General features: G+C 68.9%; 17 protein-coding genes. 13 read left to right on the top strand and 4 right to left on the bottom strand.

What is annotated here, in order from left to right:
- The first annotated feature begins 6 nt into the window (after positions 1 to 6).
- From lepB (ACSZL9_RS03360) to ACSZL9_RS03315, 10 genes are all read left to right on the top strand, one after another.
- Positions 7 to 690 (top strand): signal peptidase I, encoded by a 684-nt coding sequence (lepB, locus tag ACSZL9_RS03360; protein ID WP_446664051.1) that lies wholly within the window; start codon positions 7 to 9, stop codon positions 688 to 690.
- Complete coding sequence (gene lepB, locus ACSZL9_RS03355) at positions 687 to 1,550, top strand: signal peptidase I (RefSeq protein ID WP_446664050.1); 864 nt, start codon at positions 687 to 689, stop codon at positions 1,548 to 1,550. Before lepB (ACSZL9_RS03360) ends, lepB (ACSZL9_RS03355) begins: the two co-directional genes overlap by 4 nt.
- Complete coding sequence (gene lepB, locus ACSZL9_RS03350; RefSeq protein ID WP_446664049.1) at positions 1,547 to 2,395, top strand: signal peptidase I; 849 nt, start codon at positions 1,547 to 1,549, stop codon at positions 2,393 to 2,395. The genes lepB (ACSZL9_RS03355) and lepB (ACSZL9_RS03350) overlap by 4 nt, the downstream gene beginning before the upstream one ends.
- Complete coding sequence (locus tag ACSZL9_RS03345; protein WP_446664048.1) at positions 2,392 to 3,153, top strand: ribonuclease HII; 762 nt, start codon at positions 2,392 to 2,394, stop codon at positions 3,151 to 3,153. Before lepB (ACSZL9_RS03350) ends, ACSZL9_RS03345 begins: the two co-directional genes overlap by 4 nt.
- Positions 3,150 to 3,455, top strand: coding sequence for a DUF2469 domain-containing protein (locus ACSZL9_RS03340; protein ID WP_446664047.1), 306 nt, complete (start codon positions 3,150 to 3,152; stop codon positions 3,453 to 3,455). The genes ACSZL9_RS03345 and ACSZL9_RS03340 overlap by 4 nt, the downstream gene beginning before the upstream one ends.
- Positions 3,456 to 3,581: 126 nt before the next feature.
- The gene (locus ACSZL9_RS03335) at positions 3,582 to 3,992 is read left to right on the top strand and encodes a YraN family protein (RefSeq protein ID WP_446664046.1); all 411 of its coding nucleotides are present in this window, start codon (positions 3,582 to 3,584) and stop codon (positions 3,990 to 3,992) included.
- On the top strand, positions 3,989 to 5,521 hold the full coding sequence (locus ACSZL9_RS03330; RefSeq protein WP_446664045.1) for a YifB family Mg chelatase-like AAA ATPase: 1,533 nt from the start codon (positions 3,989 to 3,991) through the stop codon (positions 5,519 to 5,521). Before ACSZL9_RS03335 ends, ACSZL9_RS03330 begins: the two co-directional genes overlap by 4 nt.
- 73 nt (positions 5,522 to 5,594) lie before the next feature.
- Positions 5,595 to 6,734, top strand: coding sequence for a DNA-processing protein DprA (dprA, locus tag ACSZL9_RS03325; protein ID WP_446664044.1), 1,140 nt, complete (start codon positions 5,595 to 5,597; stop codon positions 6,732 to 6,734).
- Between the two features lie 72 nt (positions 6,735 to 6,806).
- Entirely contained in the window at positions 6,807 to 7,730 is a 924-nt protein-coding gene (locus ACSZL9_RS03320) for a tyrosine recombinase XerC (protein ID WP_446664043.1), read from the top strand.
- Positions 7,731 to 7,856: 126 nt separating this feature from the next.
- Positions 7,857 to 8,732, top strand: coding sequence for a DUF3152 domain-containing protein (locus ACSZL9_RS03315; RefSeq protein WP_446664042.1), 876 nt, complete (start codon positions 7,857 to 7,859; stop codon positions 8,730 to 8,732).
- A 38-nt stretch (positions 8,733 to 8,770) separates the two neighbouring features.
- Here the strand turns inward: ACSZL9_RS03315 and ACSZL9_RS03310 are convergent, their stop codons facing one another.
- Both ACSZL9_RS03310 and ACSZL9_RS03305 read right to left on the bottom strand, forming a co-directional pair.
- A complete protein-coding gene (locus tag ACSZL9_RS03310) occupies positions 8,771 to 9,265 on the bottom strand; it encodes a M23 family metallopeptidase (protein ID WP_446664041.1) in 495 nt (164 codons plus the stop codon).
- 164 nt (positions 9,266 to 9,429) lie between these two features.
- A complete protein-coding gene (locus tag ACSZL9_RS03305) occupies positions 9,430 to 10,620 on the bottom strand; it encodes a pyridoxal phosphate-dependent aminotransferase (RefSeq protein WP_446664040.1) in 1,191 nt (396 codons plus the stop codon).
- A 292-nt stretch (positions 10,621 to 10,912) separates the two neighbouring features.
- On the opposite strand from ACSZL9_RS03305, the gene rpsB reads away from it, so the two are divergent.
- A complete protein-coding gene (gene rpsB / locus ACSZL9_RS03300; RefSeq protein ID WP_446664039.1) occupies positions 10,913 to 11,827 on the top strand; it encodes a 30S ribosomal protein S2 in 915 nt (304 codons plus the stop codon).
- Between the two features lie 127 nt (positions 11,828 to 11,954).
- On the top strand, positions 11,955 to 12,782 hold the full coding sequence (tsf, locus tag ACSZL9_RS03295) for a translation elongation factor Ts (protein WP_446664038.1): 828 nt from the start codon (positions 11,955 to 11,957) through the stop codon (positions 12,780 to 12,782).
- Between the two features lie 145 nt (positions 12,783 to 12,927).
- On the opposite strand, the gene ACSZL9_RS03290 is transcribed toward tsf, so the two are convergent.
- A complete protein-coding gene (locus tag ACSZL9_RS03290) occupies positions 12,928 to 14,127 on the bottom strand; it encodes a glycoside hydrolase 5 family protein (RefSeq protein WP_446664037.1) in 1,200 nt (399 codons plus the stop codon).
- A gap of 51 nt (positions 14,128 to 14,178) precedes the next feature.
- Complete coding sequence (locus ACSZL9_RS03285; RefSeq protein WP_446664036.1) at positions 14,179 to 15,687, bottom strand: integrin alpha; 1,509 nt, start codon at positions 15,685 to 15,687, stop codon at positions 14,179 to 14,181.
- A gap of 114 nt (positions 15,688 to 15,801) precedes the next feature.
- Here ACSZL9_RS03285 and ACSZL9_RS03280 point away from each other — a divergent pair, with 114 nt between their 5' ends.
- Entirely contained in the window at positions 15,802 to 16,989 is a 1,188-nt protein-coding gene (locus ACSZL9_RS03280; RefSeq protein ID WP_446664035.1) for a histidine kinase, read from the top strand.
- Positions 16,990 to 16,999: the final 10 nt, after the last annotated feature.

Raw genomic sequence — 16,999 nt, 5'->3', positions numbered from 1 at the left:
GCACACATGACCGATGGCGTGGGGTCCTCTGCGGAGGACCCCACGCCATCGGCGTCTGCGGTCCCGGCCGAACGCGTCCGATGGTCCCGAGGGCGCCGTTGGACGGTCGGCGGTCTGGCCGTGCTGGCCGTGCTCGTCCTCGTGCACGGACTGCTGCTGGAGACGTTCACCGTGCCGTCCGGCTCGATGCAGCCGACGCTGTGGCCGGGCGACCGGATCCTGGTGGGCAAGCTGCACGCGCACGACGTCCACCGCGGCGAGGTTGTGGTCTTCGATGGCACCGAGGTCTTCGCGCACCCGGACCGGGCGGCGCCGACCGGCCTGGCCGGAGCGCTGCGCACGGTGGGTGACGCTGTCGGCATACACCCGGGCGAGGTGCTCTATGTCAAGCGCATCATCGGGGTGCCTGGTGACAAGGTCTCGGTGGGGCACGACGGCAAGCTGCGCATCAACGGCACGGTCCGCCGCGAGCCCTACCTGCCGGAGGGTATGTCGGCCAGCCGGGTTCCCTTCGTCGCAAAGGTGCCGGCGGGGCATGTCTTCGTGATGGGCGACAATCGCACCGCTTCGGACGACTCGCGAGCACATCTGGGAGACCCCGGCGGCGGCATGGTTCCCGTCGACGACATCGTCGGGAAAGTGGAGTTGCGTTACTGGCCGACAGGTTCGTGGGGGAGACTCCCTACGTGAGCGAGCAGCGATATCGGCTTCCGGACCGGGGCAGTGCGTCCCGCCGGATCCCGGACGCGATCCGCTTGCCCCGGCCGCGTCATACAACCTCCGACGACACCACGGTGCTCCCTCGGAGCGGGCGCTCCGCGCCCGTCGGTGAGCGTTCCGCGGCACGGGCCGCCCAGCGGGAGCGGCACAGCCGCACCCCGCGGGCACGCGGCGGGCGGGTGCTCAAGGAGCTCGCGATCGTCGTCATCGTCGCACTGGTGCTGTCCCTGGGGATCAAGACCTTCGTGGCGCAGTCCTTCTGGATCCCGTCGGGTTCGATGGAGAACACTCTGATCCCCGGCGACCGCGTCGTGGTCTCCAAGTTCACGCCCGGCCCGCTCGCGCTGCACCGTGGCGACGTCGTGGTCTTCCACGACCCCGGTCACTGGCTCGACATACCCAACAAGAAGCGCAGCGGGATCAGCGGCGCGCTGGTGTCCGGATTGCAGTTCGTCGGTCTCTACCCGTCCGGGGACAACGACCTGATCAAGCGGGTCATCGGGCTGCCCGGCGACCACGTGAAGTGCTGTAACACGCGCGGGCAGATCGTGGTCAACGGTGTTGGCCTGAAGGAGCCCTATATTTACCCAGGCGGCGGCACCGACCAGAAGAAGTTCTCGGTGACCGTCCCGTCCGGCCGAGTGTGGGTCATGGGGGACAACAGAGCTGACTCCGCCGACTCACGCTTCCACGACGACGGCAGCGGGCGCACTGGATCTGTGCCCGAATCCGACATCATCGGCCGGGCGATCATGATTGTCTGGCCCGTGGACCGGATGAGCTGGCTGAGCAACTACTCCTCGACGTTCGACAAGGTGCCCCAAGAATGAGTCAAGACCGGGACGAGGCTTCGGCCGGTCCACAATCCGCCGAGCCCCGCGAGTCGGGCGAAGGTGATGCGACCGGCAGCCCGGCAGAGGACGGCGGGGCCTCCGGTCGGTCCGCCGATGCCGACGGCGCGCTGCCGCCGGGCGCCATCCCCGAGGACACCGAGCTGCCCAAGAGCAAGTCACGGTGGGCGTTCGCGCGGGAGCTGACGGTCATCGTGGTGATCGCGCTGGTGCTCAGCTTCCTGGTCAAGACCTTCCTGGCGCAGCCGTTCTACATCCCGTCGGAGTCGATGGAGGCCACCCTCGACGTCGGCGACCGCATCATCGTCAGCAAGTTCACCCCGCAGCACTCGCCGCTGCATCGTGGCGACGTGATCGTCTTCGAGGACCCCAAGTCCTGGGGATCGCAGCCCAGCCACCCGTCGTTGCTGAAGCGGGTCGTCAAGGACAGCCTGGTCTTCGTCGGCGTGCTGCCCGGCGGCGGCGACCACGTCGTCAAGCGGATCATCGGTATGCCGGGCGACAAGGTCGTGTGTTGCACGAAGTCCGGCAAGCTGACGGTCAACGGTGTCGCGATCACCGAGCCCTACATCAACAGGGGCAGCGTCCCGAGCACCGTGCCGTTCAGCATCACCGTCCCGAAGGACAAGGTCTGGGTGATGGGCGACAACCGCAACGACTCGGCCGACTCCCGGCTGCACGACGGCAACAGCGGTGGCAAACTCGGCTCCGTGCCCATGAGCAAGATCACCGGTCAGGTCGTCGCGATCGCCTGGCCGATCGACCGCGTCGGCTCCCTGAAGGACTACAGCGGCGTGTTCGACAAGGTGCCCGATCCGTCGTGACCACCCGCACCACCGCACGGCGCACCGCACATCGGCCCGTACCGTCCCGCAGCAGCAAGCCCAGCCTGCGGGTCGAGCGATCGCTGCAGCGCGAGGGCTACCGCCTCATCGCCGGGATGGACGAGGTCGGTCGCGGCGCGCTTGCCGGTCCGGTGTCGGTCGGTGTCGTCGTCATCGACGAGCACACCCGCACCGTCCCGCAGGGCGTGAAGGACTCCAAGTTGCTCTCGCCTGCGGCACGTGAGCGGATGGTCCCGGCCGTACGCCGCTGGGCGACCGACTACGCCGTGGGGCACGCGTCCGCGCAGGAGATCGACGAGATCGGCATCATGGCCGCGCTGCGGTTGGCCGGGACGCGCGCCCTGGCGACGCTGCGCGTCATACCCGACCTGGTGGTGCTGGACGGCAACCACGACTGGCTGACCGATCCCGAGCGCGAAGGACTGCTGGCCCTGGTGGACGACGCCGACGCTCCAGGCACACCACCGGTGACCACGATGATCAAGGCCGACATGAAGTGCTCGTCCGTCGCGGCTGCGTCGGTGCTGGCGAAGGTGGAGCGGGACGGGATGCTCGTGGCCTTCCACGACGACTTCCCGCACTACAACTGGGCCGGGAACAAGGGCTACTCAGCACCCGATCACCTGGCCGCGCTGGTGGCGCACGGACCGTGCGAGTTGCACCGCCGTTCGTGGCGCCGGTGCAACGGCGAGGCTCCGCCCCAGGAGTCGACGACGGCGGGTAGCGTGGATGCATGAGCGCCGAGGACCTGGAGAAGTTCGAGACCGAGCAGGAGCTGGCTCTCTATCGCGAATACCGCGACGTGGTCAGCCTTTTCAGCCACGTCGTGGAGACCGAGCGCCGCTTCTACCTGTGCAATGACGTCGACCTGCAGGTGCGTGGTGAGGGCGCCGGCGTCTACTTCGACCTGCGGATGAATGACGCCTGGGTGTGGGACGTCTACCGCACCGCGCGGTTCGTCAAGAACGTCCGGGTGATCACGTTCAAGGATGTCAACGTCGAGGAGTTGCCGCCGCGGGAGATCGAGCTGCCCGAGTAGCGATCGGGGACGCTGCACGGCTCGTCCACATCCCCTCGACGGGCGTCGATTTGTCCACCGTCGCCCGCATCGGCCATGACCGGCCCGTCCGCCCCGTCACAGGGTGGGGGTCGGAGGTGATGCCCGATGGCAACCACGCACGACAGCGGACGCTCCCAGCAGGCGTCCATGCACCGACCGGACCGGCGCGAGCTCGGCCGACTCGGCGAGGAGGAGGCGGCCCGCTACCTGCAACTGCAGGGGCTGACCGTCATCGAACGCAACTGGCGATGCCGCGAGGGCGAGATCGACATCGTCGCGCTCGACGACACCGGCGACTGTCTGGTGGTCGTCGAGGTCAAGACCCGCACGAACACTCGTTTCGGCCGCCCGGTCGAAGCGGTGACGCCGGTCAAGGCACAGCGGCTGCGGGTGCTGGCCGGACGATGGCTGGCCGACCACCCGATCAACACCTCTCGGGTGCGCATCGACGTCGTCGGCATGTTGTACCGGCCCGGTGCGCTCTTCGAGGTCGAGCACCTGCGAGATGTCGCATGACGCTAGGGAGGACGCGCAGCGTCGCGGTGACCGGCATCCACGGATGCGTCGTCCAGGTCGAGGCCGACGCGTCGTCCGGCCTGCCGTGGTTCGGAGTCAGCGGTATGCCGGACACCTCCTGTCGGCAGGCGCCGGACCGGATCCGCGCTGCCGCGAACAACTGCGAGCTGCAGTTGCCCAAGCAGCGGGTCACGGTCAACCTGTCGCCCGCATCGCTGCCCAAGCAGGGCTCGGGCTTCGACTTGGCCATCGCCGTCGCCGTCCTGGTGTGCAGCGAGATGATCAAACCCGAGCTGGTCGCCGACGTGGTGCACCTGGGCGAGCTGGGGCTCGACGGCTCCGTCCGCGCCATACCCGGTGTGCTGCCGGCCGTGCTCGCGGCGGTCGATGAGGGAGCCCGCCAGGTGGTGGTTCCGGCCGCGAATGCCGCTGAGGCGCAACTGGTTCCGGGCATCGAAGTGGTGCCGACCGACAGCCTGGCCGCGCTGGTGCGTCGCTACAAGTGCATCGCCACACGTCGCCCGCTGCCGGAGTTGCCGCCGGTGTCGGCACGGCCTGCTGCCGTGCGGCATGCGCCGGACCTGGCTGACATCGTCGGGCAGGAGGAGGCGCGCTACGCACTGGAAGTGGCCGCGGCCGGTGGTCATCACCTGGCCATGGTCGGGCCGCCGGGTGCTGGCAAGACGATGATCGCCGAGCGGTTGCCCGGGCTGTTGCCACCGTTGACGCGAGAGCAAGCGCTGGAGGTGACCGCCATACATTCGGTGCTCGGTGCACTGCCCGACCAGGTGCTGATCGAACAGCCGCCGTTCGTCGCCCCACACCACGGCACTTCGATGCCCGCCATCGTCGGTGGTGGGTCGGGGCGCGTGCGGCCCGGGGCCGTCTCCCGGGCACACCGCGGAGTGATGTTCCTGGACGAAACGCCAGAGTTTCGACGGGACGTGCTGGACGCGTTGCGCCAACCGCTGGAGTCCGGTGTCGTCCAAGTCGCGCGTGCCGATCAGGTGGTGACCTTCCCGGCTCGCTTCCAACTCATCCTGGCCGCCAACCCGTGTCCGTGCGGGCAGAATTACGGCAAGGGATCCAAGTGCACCTGTGCTCCGCAGCGACGGCGCGACTACCTCTCGCGGATGTCCGGTCCGTTGCTGGACCGGGTGGACGTGCACCTGACGATGCTGCCGGTGACCCGGGCCGCGCTGGCCGGGCCGCGCGGCGAGAGCAGTGCGCAGGTCGCCGAGCGGGTGGTGGCCGCCCGGCGCCGGCAGGCGTCGCGTTGGCGGGGGATCGGCCGGTCGTGCAACGGCGAGGTGCCGGGGTCGACGTTGCGCTCCGGTCGCTGGCGGCTGCCGCCGGAAGCGACCCGCGGTCTGGATCGGGCGATGGAGAGCGGTGCGCTGACACTGCGTGGCTACGATCGCTGCCTGCGTGTGGCGTGGACGATCGCCGACCTCGACGGCGTGCAACGCCCGGATTTCCGGCAGGTCGAGGAAGCTCGCGGTCTGCGGTCGAGCGGAGTCGCCGCATGAGGGCACCCCACATGAAAACACCACACGAAGTTCTCCGCTCGTCCCTCGCCCCGATACTTCGAGGGGACTCCAAATGACTACGCCTGCGCAGGTCCGCGAGGACGAGCTGAGGGAGACCCGCGACGCCCGCCTTGCGGTGCGGCTGGCGCTCGCGGCCACCGTCGAGCCCGAGGACAAGAGGATGACCCCGCTCCTGCGCGGGCTGGATCCGTTCGCGGCATGGGAGCTGGTGCGCACCGACGCCGACGGCAAGTTCGCCCGCGCGGCAGCCCGGGTGAAGGCGCTGCGCCTGGACGCCCTGGTGACGCGCACCCAGGAGCTGGGAGCCCGCGTCGTCATACCGGGAGATGCCGAATGGCCCTCTGGCGTCGACGATCTGGCGTCTCCGCCCTACTGCCTGTGGGTGCTGGGAGCCGCGTCGCTGTCGCAAGCGTGCGAGCGCAGCGTCTCGATGGTGGGCGCGCGAGCGGCAACGCCATACGGCACCCAGGTGGCGAGTGAACTCGCCTATGGGTTGTCCGAGCGGGGCTTCACGGTCGTCTCCGGCGGCGCGCACGGCATCGACACGGCCAGTCACAGGGGAGCGTTGGCAGCAGCCGGGTGCACCATCGCGGCGATGGCGTGCGGCATCGACATCGCCTATCCGCTGGCGAACGTCGGCCTGCTGCGGCAGATCGAGGACTCCGGTGTCATCGTGACTGAGTTGCCGCCCGGGTCGGCACCGCAGAAGCAGCGCTTCCTGTCCCGCAACCGGCTCATCGCGGCAATGTCACCGGGCACGGTCGTGGTGGAGGCGGGGTTGCGCAGTGGGTCACGATCGACCGCCACGGCCGCGTCGCGACTCGGTCGGTTGCTGGCGGCCGTGCCCGGTCCGGTGACGAGTCCGGCCAGCGCGGGGCCGCACCAGCTGATCCGTGACTGCGGGGCGGCGCTGGTCACCGACGTCGACGAGTGCGCCGACTTGTTCGGTGCGATCGGTGGGGACCTGGGTCCGGTCAAGCGAGCCGAGACAACGGCCGTGGACCGGCTGGACGAGCCGGACAAGCGGCTGCTCGATGCCATGCCGGTGATGCGCGGCACCACGGTGGCGAAGCTGGCCGTCAGCGCATGTCTGACGCCGCGCGAGGTCACCCGTGGGCTGGCGGCCTTGCACGCGGCCGGCCTCGTGGAGCGCGTGGAGTCCGGCTGGCGCCGCACCCAGGACCGGTGCTGACAGCGATGGCCGAGGAGCCACGCGTGTTGGTCGCACCGGCCAGGGACCGGCCGCGACTACCCTGAGCGTGTCGTGACCAACCAGAGCCCCCTCATCGACCGGCCAGCCGTCGCCGGTTATGAGCGACACCTGCGATCCGAGCGCGGACGGTCCGCACACACGGTGCGCGGATACCTCGCCGACCTGCGCGACCTGGCCGACCATCTGAGCAGCCAGGGCGTGGAGTCCTGGGACGACGTCAAACTCGCCGACCTGCGGTCCTGGCTGGCCGAGCTGGACTCCGCCGGCGCGAGCCGTGCGACGCTGGCTCGGCGTTCCGCGGCCACCCGGGGGTTCTTCAGCTGGGCTTTCCGAGCCGGTGAGGTCTCCCACAACCCGGCCCAGCGACTCGTCGCCCCCAAGCGGGTGAAGGCATTGCCGGAGGTGTTGCGGCAGGACCAGGCAGCCGCTCTGCTCGACCTTGCCGCAGTGGCCGCGGACGACGCCGACCCGGTGCACCTGCGCGATCGCGCGATGCTGGAGTTGTTGTATGCCAGCGGTATTCGCGTCTCGGAGTTGGTCGGCCTGGACGTCGACGACATCGATCGGCGTGACTTGGTGATGCGGGTCGTCGGCAAGGGCGACAAGGAACGCACTGTCCCCTTCGGCAAGCCTGCCGCCGAGGCCGTCGAGATGTGGCTGCAGGCCGGCCGGCCACGGTTGGTCGTCGACGGGTCCGGTCCTGCGCTGTTCCTCGGCGCCCGCGGCCGGCGGGTCGACCCGCGGGTGGTCCGCGAGGTCGTCCACCGGTTGCTGCGCGAGACTCCGGGCGCCCCGGACCTCGGGCCGCACGGTCTGCGGCACACCGCCGCGACGCACCTGGTGGAGGGCGGTGCCGACATACGTCTGGTGCAGGAGTTGCTCGGCCACGCGAGCCTGTCGACCACGCAGATCTACACGCACGTCTCGGTCGAGCGGCTGCGACGCTCCTTCAGCCAGGCGCATCCGCGTGCCTGACCTGCTCGTCCTGCTCGGCCTGCAGCAGCGGACACGAGGTCTGCGATGACGGGCGCCGACGACAACGAAGCACCTCGGCCCACCCCGCCGCATTCACCGCGACACGCGGTGCGGTCTACTCATGGCATGCAACGTCCCCCGGCGTCCCGCGAAGTCCGCCTCGTGCGCACCGTGGTGATCACCGTGATCGCACTCGCGCTGGTGAGTGCCGTGTCCGGATATCTGCTGCACGGCCACGGTCAGTCCGCCTCCGCACGGTCGGCTGCGCCGAGCTCCGGCTCGGCGGCGAACACTCACTCCGCGGCGCCCGTCGGCACCGCAGGGACGCCGAAATCGACTGCGTCCGCAGACAACTCGGCCTCCGGCAAGGCGACTGCCACGCGCTCCGCGCACGCGTCGAAGTCGAGCAAGTCCGCGAGTAGTAAACCGGTCGCCGTGCCCAGCAAGGGCACCGGCAAGTTCGCTGCGGTGCGGGTGCCGGAGCAGACAAATGTCAAGACCGGCCGGACCGTGACCTACCGGCTCAACGTCGAGGGCGGCATGCACGTCGACACCCGGGCACTCTCTCGCGCTCTCGGTGCCGCGTTGCTCGATCGGCGCGGCTGGCAGCACGTGGACCACGTGCGGTTCGTGCAAGTCACCCCGAGCCAACTCGCGGAGGGCAAGAAAGCGCAGATGACCATCAGCGTCGCCAGTCCGCACCAGGTCGACAGGTTGTGCGCACCCCTGCCGACGCACGGCGGCACGTCCTGCGCCACCGGTCAGCACGTGGTCATCAACTACAAGCTGTGGATGCGAGGTGTCACCTACTTCAAGGGCGACGTCGCGGCATACCGCGAATACATGGTCAACCACGAGGTCGGCCACGCACTGGGACATGGGCACCAGCAGTGCACCAAGCGCGGGGCCTATGCGCCGGTGATGCTGCAGCAGACTCTCGGCCTGCACGGGTGCAAGCCCTGGCCCTGGCCGAAGCGGCCGGACTCGCACGGCAAGGCCTGAGCCCCCACAGGATCAGCGGAGTCCGTGAGTCGTCCGACTCACCCCAGAGGCAGCAGTCGGACTCTGCGGCTCTGCACCAGCGTCAATGGATCCCGATAAGCGTCCTTGCCGACGAGCAGTCCCCAGTGCAGGCACGGTGTTGCGCCGCAATGGCCGCCGGCCGACAGTGAACCGATCCGATCACCGGGTGACTCGACGGTGCCTTCCGGGTCCCGGTCGTCGACCGGCTCGTAGGTCGTGCGCCGCCCGTTCGAGTGTTGTATGGCGATCACCCCGCGTCCCGCGATGACGCCGGAGAACGACACCTTCCCGGCGCCCGCCGCCAGCACCGACTGACCGTGTGTGCCCGCTAGGTCGACCCCACGATGACCGGCGGCCCACGGCTGCGGCGGCGGCTCGAAGGGGCGAACGACCGCCGGTTGCGGGTCCAACGGCCACACGAAGTCGTCGGTCGGCGCCGGATCGGTCGACCCACCGAGGCCGGCCAGCACCGCGCCGACGAACGCCGTCGCTCCGGACCACAGCTTCGTCATACGCGGCAGCCTGTCCGGGGCGACCGGCAACCGCGACCACTGAGTGTGGCGGTTGTGGACGACCAGGGGAGCGGCCGGGGATGTGGACAGCCGGTGCTGTCCGCCGTTGACGGTTCAACCCGTCGCTGACGGTGCTGCTGCGCCGTCACCGGCCGTTTCGACCGTCAACGGCGGGCGACGCCGCCAGATCCGAGGCGTGCCAAGCGCGCCGCGGCCTCCGTCAGCACGTCCGGCTTCTTGCAGAAGGCGAAGCGCACGAGGGTGCGTGCTGCGTCCGTGTCATCGCAGAAGACCGACACCGGGACGCCGACCACACCGCACAGCTCAGGCATCCGCCAGCAGAAGTCGACGGCGTCGGTCGCACCCAGTGGTGCGACATCCGCGATGACGAAGTAGGTGCCCTGCGCAGTGCTCACAGTCAGCCCGGCGTCCCGCAGCCCGGCAGTCAGGATGTCGCGGCCGCTCTGCATCGTGTCCGCGAGGTCGGCGAACACCTCGTCGGGCAACCCCAGGCCGTGAGTGATGCCGGCCTGGAAGGGGCCGCCCCCGGCATACGTCACGAACTGCTTGACCGTCGCGCAGGCGGTGATCAGCTGCTCCGGACCGGTCAGCCAACCGATCTTCCAGCCGGTCGTCGCGAAGGTCTTGCCGCCGGAGCTGATCGTCAGTGTGCGCTCGAACATGCCCGGCAGCGTCGCGATCGGCAGGTGCCGGTGCTCGTCGAAGGTGAGGTGCTCGTAGACCTCGTCGGTGACCACGATCGCGTCGTGCTCGCGCGCCAGGTCCGCGATCAGCTGCAACTCCTCGCGCGTGAAGACCTTGCCGGTCGGGTTGTGCGGTGTGTTGAGCAGCACCAGCCGGGTCCGTGGCGAGAACGCCGCCCGCAGCGACTCCTCGGCGACCGCGAAATCGGGGAAGCGCAGCACACTGGTCCGGCGGACCGCACCGGCCAGGGCGATCGTCGCGGCATACGAGTCGTAGAAGGGCTCGAAAGTGACGACCTCGTCGCCCGGCTCGCACAACGCGAGCACCGCGGTGGCGATCGCCTCGGTCGCGCCGACGGTCACCAACACCTGGCTGTCCGGATCGACGACGAGGTCGTAGAACCTGCGCTGGTGCGCCGCGATCGCCTCCCGCAACTCGGGTATGCCGCGCGCCGGCGGATACTGATTGCGGCCTCCGGCGATGGCGTCCTGTGCCGCGCGCAACACCTCCTGCGGCCCGTCGGTGTCGGGGAAGCCCTGACCGAGGTTGATGGCGCCGGACTTCGCAGCGAGGGCCGACATCTCACCGAAGATCGTGGCCCCGAAGCCCTGCATGCGATGGATCAGTGGTTCAGCGGTCGGCGAAGTCATACCGGCGATGGTAGTGACGGACGCCCCGGTGGCCCGCCGATTCGCGGCATGGCGCGGTTGTCCCGTATCCTGGAGACACGACTCGTGTGCGTTGTCCGCAAGGTTCGCGTTCGCGGGTCGAATTCGCGCGTCTCATACCGGTGCAGTTCGCCGGGGTGGGTCTGCCAGTCCGACCAGTTCCTTCCGGAGCAGGTCGGTCCGGAGCCGCCGGGGCGCCAGGTTCTCGTAGGCGTCATGCCTGTCGCCATACGCGAAGACAAACTGGAAACCATTGACACGAAAGGACTTCGGCATGGCCGTCGTCACGACCCGCCAGCTCCTCGAGAGCGGCGTCCACTTCGGGCACCAGACCCGTCGCTGGAACCCCAAGATGAAGCGCTTCATCCTCACCGAGCGCAACGGCATCTACATCATCGACCTCCAGCAGTCGCTGACCTACATCAACGACGCGTTCGAGTTCATCAAGCAGACCGTCGCCCACGGCGGCACCATCCTGTTCGTCGGCACCAAGAAGCAGGCGCAGGAGTCGATCCAGGAGCAGGCCACTCGCGTCGGCATGCCCTACGTCAACCACCGCTGGCTCGGCGGCATGCTCACCAACTTCAACACCGTGAGCAAGCGGCTCGCGCGTCTGAAGGAGCTCGAGGAGATCGACTACGACGACGTCGCCGGCTCCGGTCGCACCAAGAAGGAACTTCTCGTCATGAAGCGCGAGAAGGACAAGCTGGAGCGCACCCTGGGCGGCATCCGCGACATGGCCAAGGTTCCCTCGGCCGTGTGGGTTGTCGACACCAAGAAGGAGCACCTCGCGGTCACCGAGGCGCGCAAGCTGAACATCCCGGTCATCGCGATCCTGGACACCAACTGCGACCCCGACGAGGTCGACTACAAGATCCCGGGCAACGATGACGCCATCCGCTCGGTCACCCTGCTGACCCGCGTGGTCGCCGACGCCGTCGCCGAGGGCCTCATCGCCCGCTCCGGTGGCGGATCCGACTCCGCCGAAGCCGCTGAGCCGATGGCCGAGTGGGAGCGCGAGCTGCTGGCGTCCGAGGGCGCCGCGGACAAGACCGACGTCGAGACCGGCCCGACCTCGACCAAGGAGGCGGCCGACGCGACCGCCGCCGCCGATGTCACCGACCCGGCCGAGCAGGTCGCCGTCGCCGAGGCCACCGAGAAGGCCGCCGGCGAGGTCACCGAGTCCTGACCCGCCCTCGTGCCGGGTGGTTCGTGCTTGTCACGAGCCACCCGGCACGACCGGGTATGACGCGCTGCGCGCCATACCCCCTCAAGATCTTTCTTTTCCGTAGTTCGCGAAGGAGCGAAGCAGACACATGGCCAACTACACCGCTGCTGACATCAAGGCGCTGCGCGAGCAGACCGGTGCCGGCATGCTCGACGTCAAGAAGGCGCTCGACGAGGCCGACGGCGACAAGGCCAAGGCCACCGAGATCCTGCGGGTCAAGGGCCTGAAGGGCGTGACCAAGCGGGAGGGTCGCACCACCGCCAACGGCCTGGTCACCGCGCACGTCGACGGCGGCGTCGGCACCCTGCTGGAGATCAACTGCGAGACCGACTTCGTCGCCAAGGGCGAGAAGTTCGTCGAGCTCGCCGATAAGGTGCTGGCCCAGGCCGTCGCCAACAAGGTCGCGGACGCCCAGGAGCTGCTGGCTTCCGCGGCCGACGGCGGCACCGTGCAGGACATGATCGACCAGGCCGGTGCGACCATTGGCGAGAAGATCGAGGTCCGCCGCGTGGGTCGCCTCGAGGGTGACAACGTCGTGTCCTACCTGCACAAGACCAGCCCCGACCTGCCGGCGCAGATCGGCGTCCTGGTGGCTGCCAAGGGCGGCGACGCCACGGTTGCCCGCGACATCGCGATGCACATCGCGGCCTTCAGCCCGACGGTCCTCAACCGTGACGAGATCGACGCGGAGGTCGTCGAGAACGAACGTCGCGTCGCCGAGGCCACCGCCAAGGAGGAGGGCAAGCCCGAGGCCGCCATGCCGAAGATCATCGAGGGTCGCGTCAACGGCTACTTCAAGGAGAACGTCCTGCTCGAGCAGCCGTTCGCCAAGGACGCCAAGAAGACCGTGGCCAAGGTCGCCGAGGAGGCCGGCACCGAGGTGAGCGGCTTCCTGCGCTTCAAGGTCGGCGTCTAAGACCCCACGAAGCATTCGAAAGGGCCCGGCAGCTGTGTGCTGCCGGGCCCTTTCGGCATACCCGCCGAGTGACGGCATACCCGCCGAGTGACGGCGTGATCGCCGAGTGACGGCGTGATCGCGCCGTCGCTCGCCGAGGAAGCCGTCACTGGGCGATGGTGGTGGGCGTGATCAGGGGTGGGGTGAAGCTGCGGCTGCCACCGGGTTGTGCGCCGAGCGCCACCCAGGCGCAGTGGAAGTCACTGCCCGGTGCGACGAGCGAGCGCGTCGATGGGTCGGCGACGATGTCGGTCGGCAGCGGAATCGACTGCGGCTCCTCGTGTTTCGTATGCCGAGCCGACTCGACAGCCTCGCGCAACGCGTGCGCCACCGGCTTGGCGACGTGGTCGACGGTGAACAGGCCGAGGTCGTATTCGCGCTCCGGGAAGTCCGCCAACCGGCGGTCGATGTCGTGCGAGCACCACCAGGTGATGCCGGTCAGCGTCGGGACGGCACTGACCGCCTCGACGGTCCGGCGAACGAACTCCGGCGCCGCACCGGTCGGTATGTCGGGCGACGGAGCGCCCACCTCCTGCAGCCACACCGGTCGATCGGGCGCACCGCACGCACCGGCGAGCCGCGCAAGGTATGCCGCGTGCGACGTGGTCGCCGGTCCGAGCGGGCCGTCGATGCGCGACGTGCCGTTGAACACCCATGAATGCACCGACGACACGTCGCCGATGGTCGTGACGTCGGCGGGGGAGAAGGGGTGGTCGGGCGCATAGAACGCGTCGTCGAAGAGCGAGTGCACTGCCAGCTGGTCCGCTCTCGCGTGCTCGCGGACGACCTCGACGAGGTCCTGTGCCCACTCGGTCGACGCCGCGAACCTGGTGGCGTTGGCCGGCCAGAGGTTGTTGACCTCGTTGCCGAGGGTGAATGCGAAGACGTTCGGCTCCGGCGCCAGCTCGCGGACGAGTTCTTCGACATAACAACGCAATCCGGCACGTGCGTCGGGGTCGGTGAAGATGCTGCGCTGGTGCCAGGTCAGCATCCACGACGGCAGGAAGTCGAAGCTGGACAGGTGCCCCTGCACGAGGTCGACGCAGACGTCGAGCCCGCGCTCCGCGCCCAGTTGTATGACGGTTCGCACGTCGGCCACGGCACGCGCTCGCACATGGGACCGGTTCGGCTGGATCCAGGGCCAGATCGGGAAGATCCGCACGTGATCCATCCCGAGCGAGGCGATGTCGTCCAGGTCGTGTGCGACCGCGTCCCGGTCCAGGTCCAGGTCGAGCCAACTGTGGAACCACCCCGCCGACGGCACGTAGTTGGCACCGAACCGCAAGGGTCGCTCTTCATCGATCACGAAGAGCGACCCTAGCCAACGGTGCGGTCAATGCACGATGTCAATGCTCCGTCAGTGCACGGTGTCGCCGAACCCGCCCTTCTGGACGGGGTTCAACGGACCGAGGTAACCCCACGGCCCCCAGACCATGCCGTGACCGTTCTCGTTGGGGACGCCGATGATCGGTGCGCTGTCGCCGGCCACCGAGTACCCGAAGTAGTCCTCCGACTCGGCCGCTCCCGGGACAGCCGGAGACTTCTGACTCTGGAACCACATGCGGTTGTGCGTTGCGCCCACCTCGTTGACCGCGCCCGCTGCCTTCACCTGGCCGATGCTCTCGAAGGGCGCACCGACCAGTCGCAGCGGCGCACCGCCGTCTTGTTTGTCGATCGACACCGACAGGCCGAACCGATCGTTGTCCTCCGGGCTGCCACCGACACCCTCGGAGCCTTGCTGGTAGCCGTGGAAGCTGCCGGTGCGCCCGGTTGCGGGGTCGGTCCTGAAGCGGAGCACGGCTCCGGCATACGGGACCGTGCCGATGCTCTCGTTGGGTATGCCGACCAACGTCTCGACGGGAGATCCCGGGCCGCCGAGCGCTACCGAGCTCACCGAGGTCCCGAAGTCGTCTCCGGACTCCGGGTTGCCGACGACTCCGTCGGTCGCCTGCGTGAGGAGCTGCGGCGAGGTGAGCTTGCCGGCACTCCCGATGAAGGTGAGCACCGCACCCGGGCCGGCCTGCATCCCTTCGTGGATTCGGTGCCCCGGGGAACCCGCGGTGACGACACCGCCTGCAGCTGCCAGCGAGGCTCCGAGGCGACCGTCCAAGGACGGCTCTCCGGGGACTCCGGGCGAGCCCAGGTCCAGAGTCACACCGTCGGCGTGGCCGCCGTCGGTGTCGGGGATGGTCAGTTCGGTGATCGTTCCTGCATCAGTGATGTAGCCGACGTTCTGACCCGGTGCCCCGACATACAGCGGTATGGCGTTGTTTCCGGAGCTGTCCGACAGTGGGGCCGATGCGAGCGACGCTCCGAAACGAGCATCCTGCTGGGGCGTGCCGGGAACGCCGTTCGAGCCCTGCGTGTACTTGGCCCGCAGCGCCATTCTCGAGCCGTCCCACTTGTAGAGGTAGACCGCACCGGCTCCCGGCTTGCCGTCGACGTTCGCACGCGGCGCCCCGACGGCCAGTTGGGCACACGTGGACGGGTCGCCGTCGCCCTCGTGGGAGGACACGGATGCCACGGCGGCTCCGAAACCGTATGCGTCCTTCGGTGCCGGGATGGTGACGTTCCGGTGCTTGCCCCCGTTGGTCAGCCGCAGCTGAACCTGCGGATCCCCGGAGTCGGGTTCGTCGGCCGGTGCACCCACGGCGACGTCTCGCTTGCCGTCGAGATCGAAGTCCCAACTCGGTATGTCGCCGCACCCAGGACTCGCGGATGCGGGCGATGGGTGAGCCACACCGGATGTCGCAAGCCCGGCGACGGCCAGCGCAACTGCTCCGGCGAACGCCACCGGACGGCGAGGGCGGCGACGAGCAGAGCGGTCGGGCACGTCGAACGGTATGGCGAAACGGTGAACTGACATGAGACTTCCCCCTGGTAATTCGATGATTTCTCCCTGTCGGGTAAGGACGCACGCGACTTCTTCGGGTTGCACGGCAGTTCTTCGGCCGCGCGGCGGCGTACTACCGTTCCGTCGGTGAGCAGCCTGGGAGTCGCGGTGCTGATCGCCGTGATCCTGGTGTTGCCGGTCGCGGCGTTGTGGTGGTGGGCGCGCACCCGCCGGGGGATGGGCAGTGAGGCCGATCGGGCGACGTTGCGCACCTTGCACGAGGCCAATCAGGCTGCCCGTCCATTGCGCGAAGGACTGACCGGGCCGGCCGCCGAACGCGCAGTGCGTTCGCTACGCCCGCTGTTGACCGCACCGGCCGTCGCACTGAGCGACGGTCACGACGTGCTCGGGTGGGACGGCCCCGGCGAGGGGCATCGCGACGACGTGTCGGCGGCTGCTGCCGGGGTGCTGGCGGACGGCCGCGCGCGCGTCGACCGGGTGGCCTGCACGGACCCGGGGTGCCGCCTGCGCGACATCATCAGCGTTCCGCTCGCCGTCGACGGTTCGGTGGTCGGGACCCTGCACGCGTTGGTCACCGTTGCCGGCGCGCCGGTGATCAAGGCGACGCACGAGGTTGCCGACTGGGTCAGCGGGCAGCTGGAGCTGGCCGAGGTCGACCGTCGTCGCTCGGGGCTCGCCGAGGCCGAGCTGCGCGCACTGCGTGCCCAGATCTCACCGCACTTCATCTACAACGCGCTGACGACCATCGCGGCCTTCGTGCGCACCGACCCGGACCGAGCCCGCGAGTTGCTGTTGGAGTTCGCCGACTTCACCCGCTACTCCTTCCGTCGGCGCGGTGAATACACCGCACTGGCCGACGAGCTGCAGTCCATCGAGCAATACCTCACCCTCGAGCGGGCACGGTTCGGCGAACGCCTGCGCGTCACCTTCCGGGTTGCCCCGGACTGCTTGACCGTGATGGTGCCCTACCTGTCGTTGCAACCGGTCGTCGAGAACGCGGTGCGGCACGGACTCGAACCCAAGGCAGGACCGGGCGAGGTCATCATCGAGGCGCTCGCGGATGGCGCAGATGTGCGAATCTCGGTGGAGGACAACGGTGTTGGTGAGGATCCGCAACGCATCCAGGAGGCGCTGGACGGCGTCGCGCAGGCCGACTCGATCGGGTTGTCCAACGTCGACATGCGGCTGCGGGCGACCTTCGGTGAGCAGCACGGACTGATCGTGGAGACCGCACCGGGCGCCGGCACGAAGGTCGTGATGCGAGTGCCGCGCTTCTCGCCGAGAGCGCACCAGAGCGACGGCATCGCGCACTAGCATGGATGGC

It is taken from the genome of Flexivirga sp. B27 (assembly GCF_052905685.1).
This window is presented reverse-complemented; position numbering and strand designations above follow the sequence as displayed.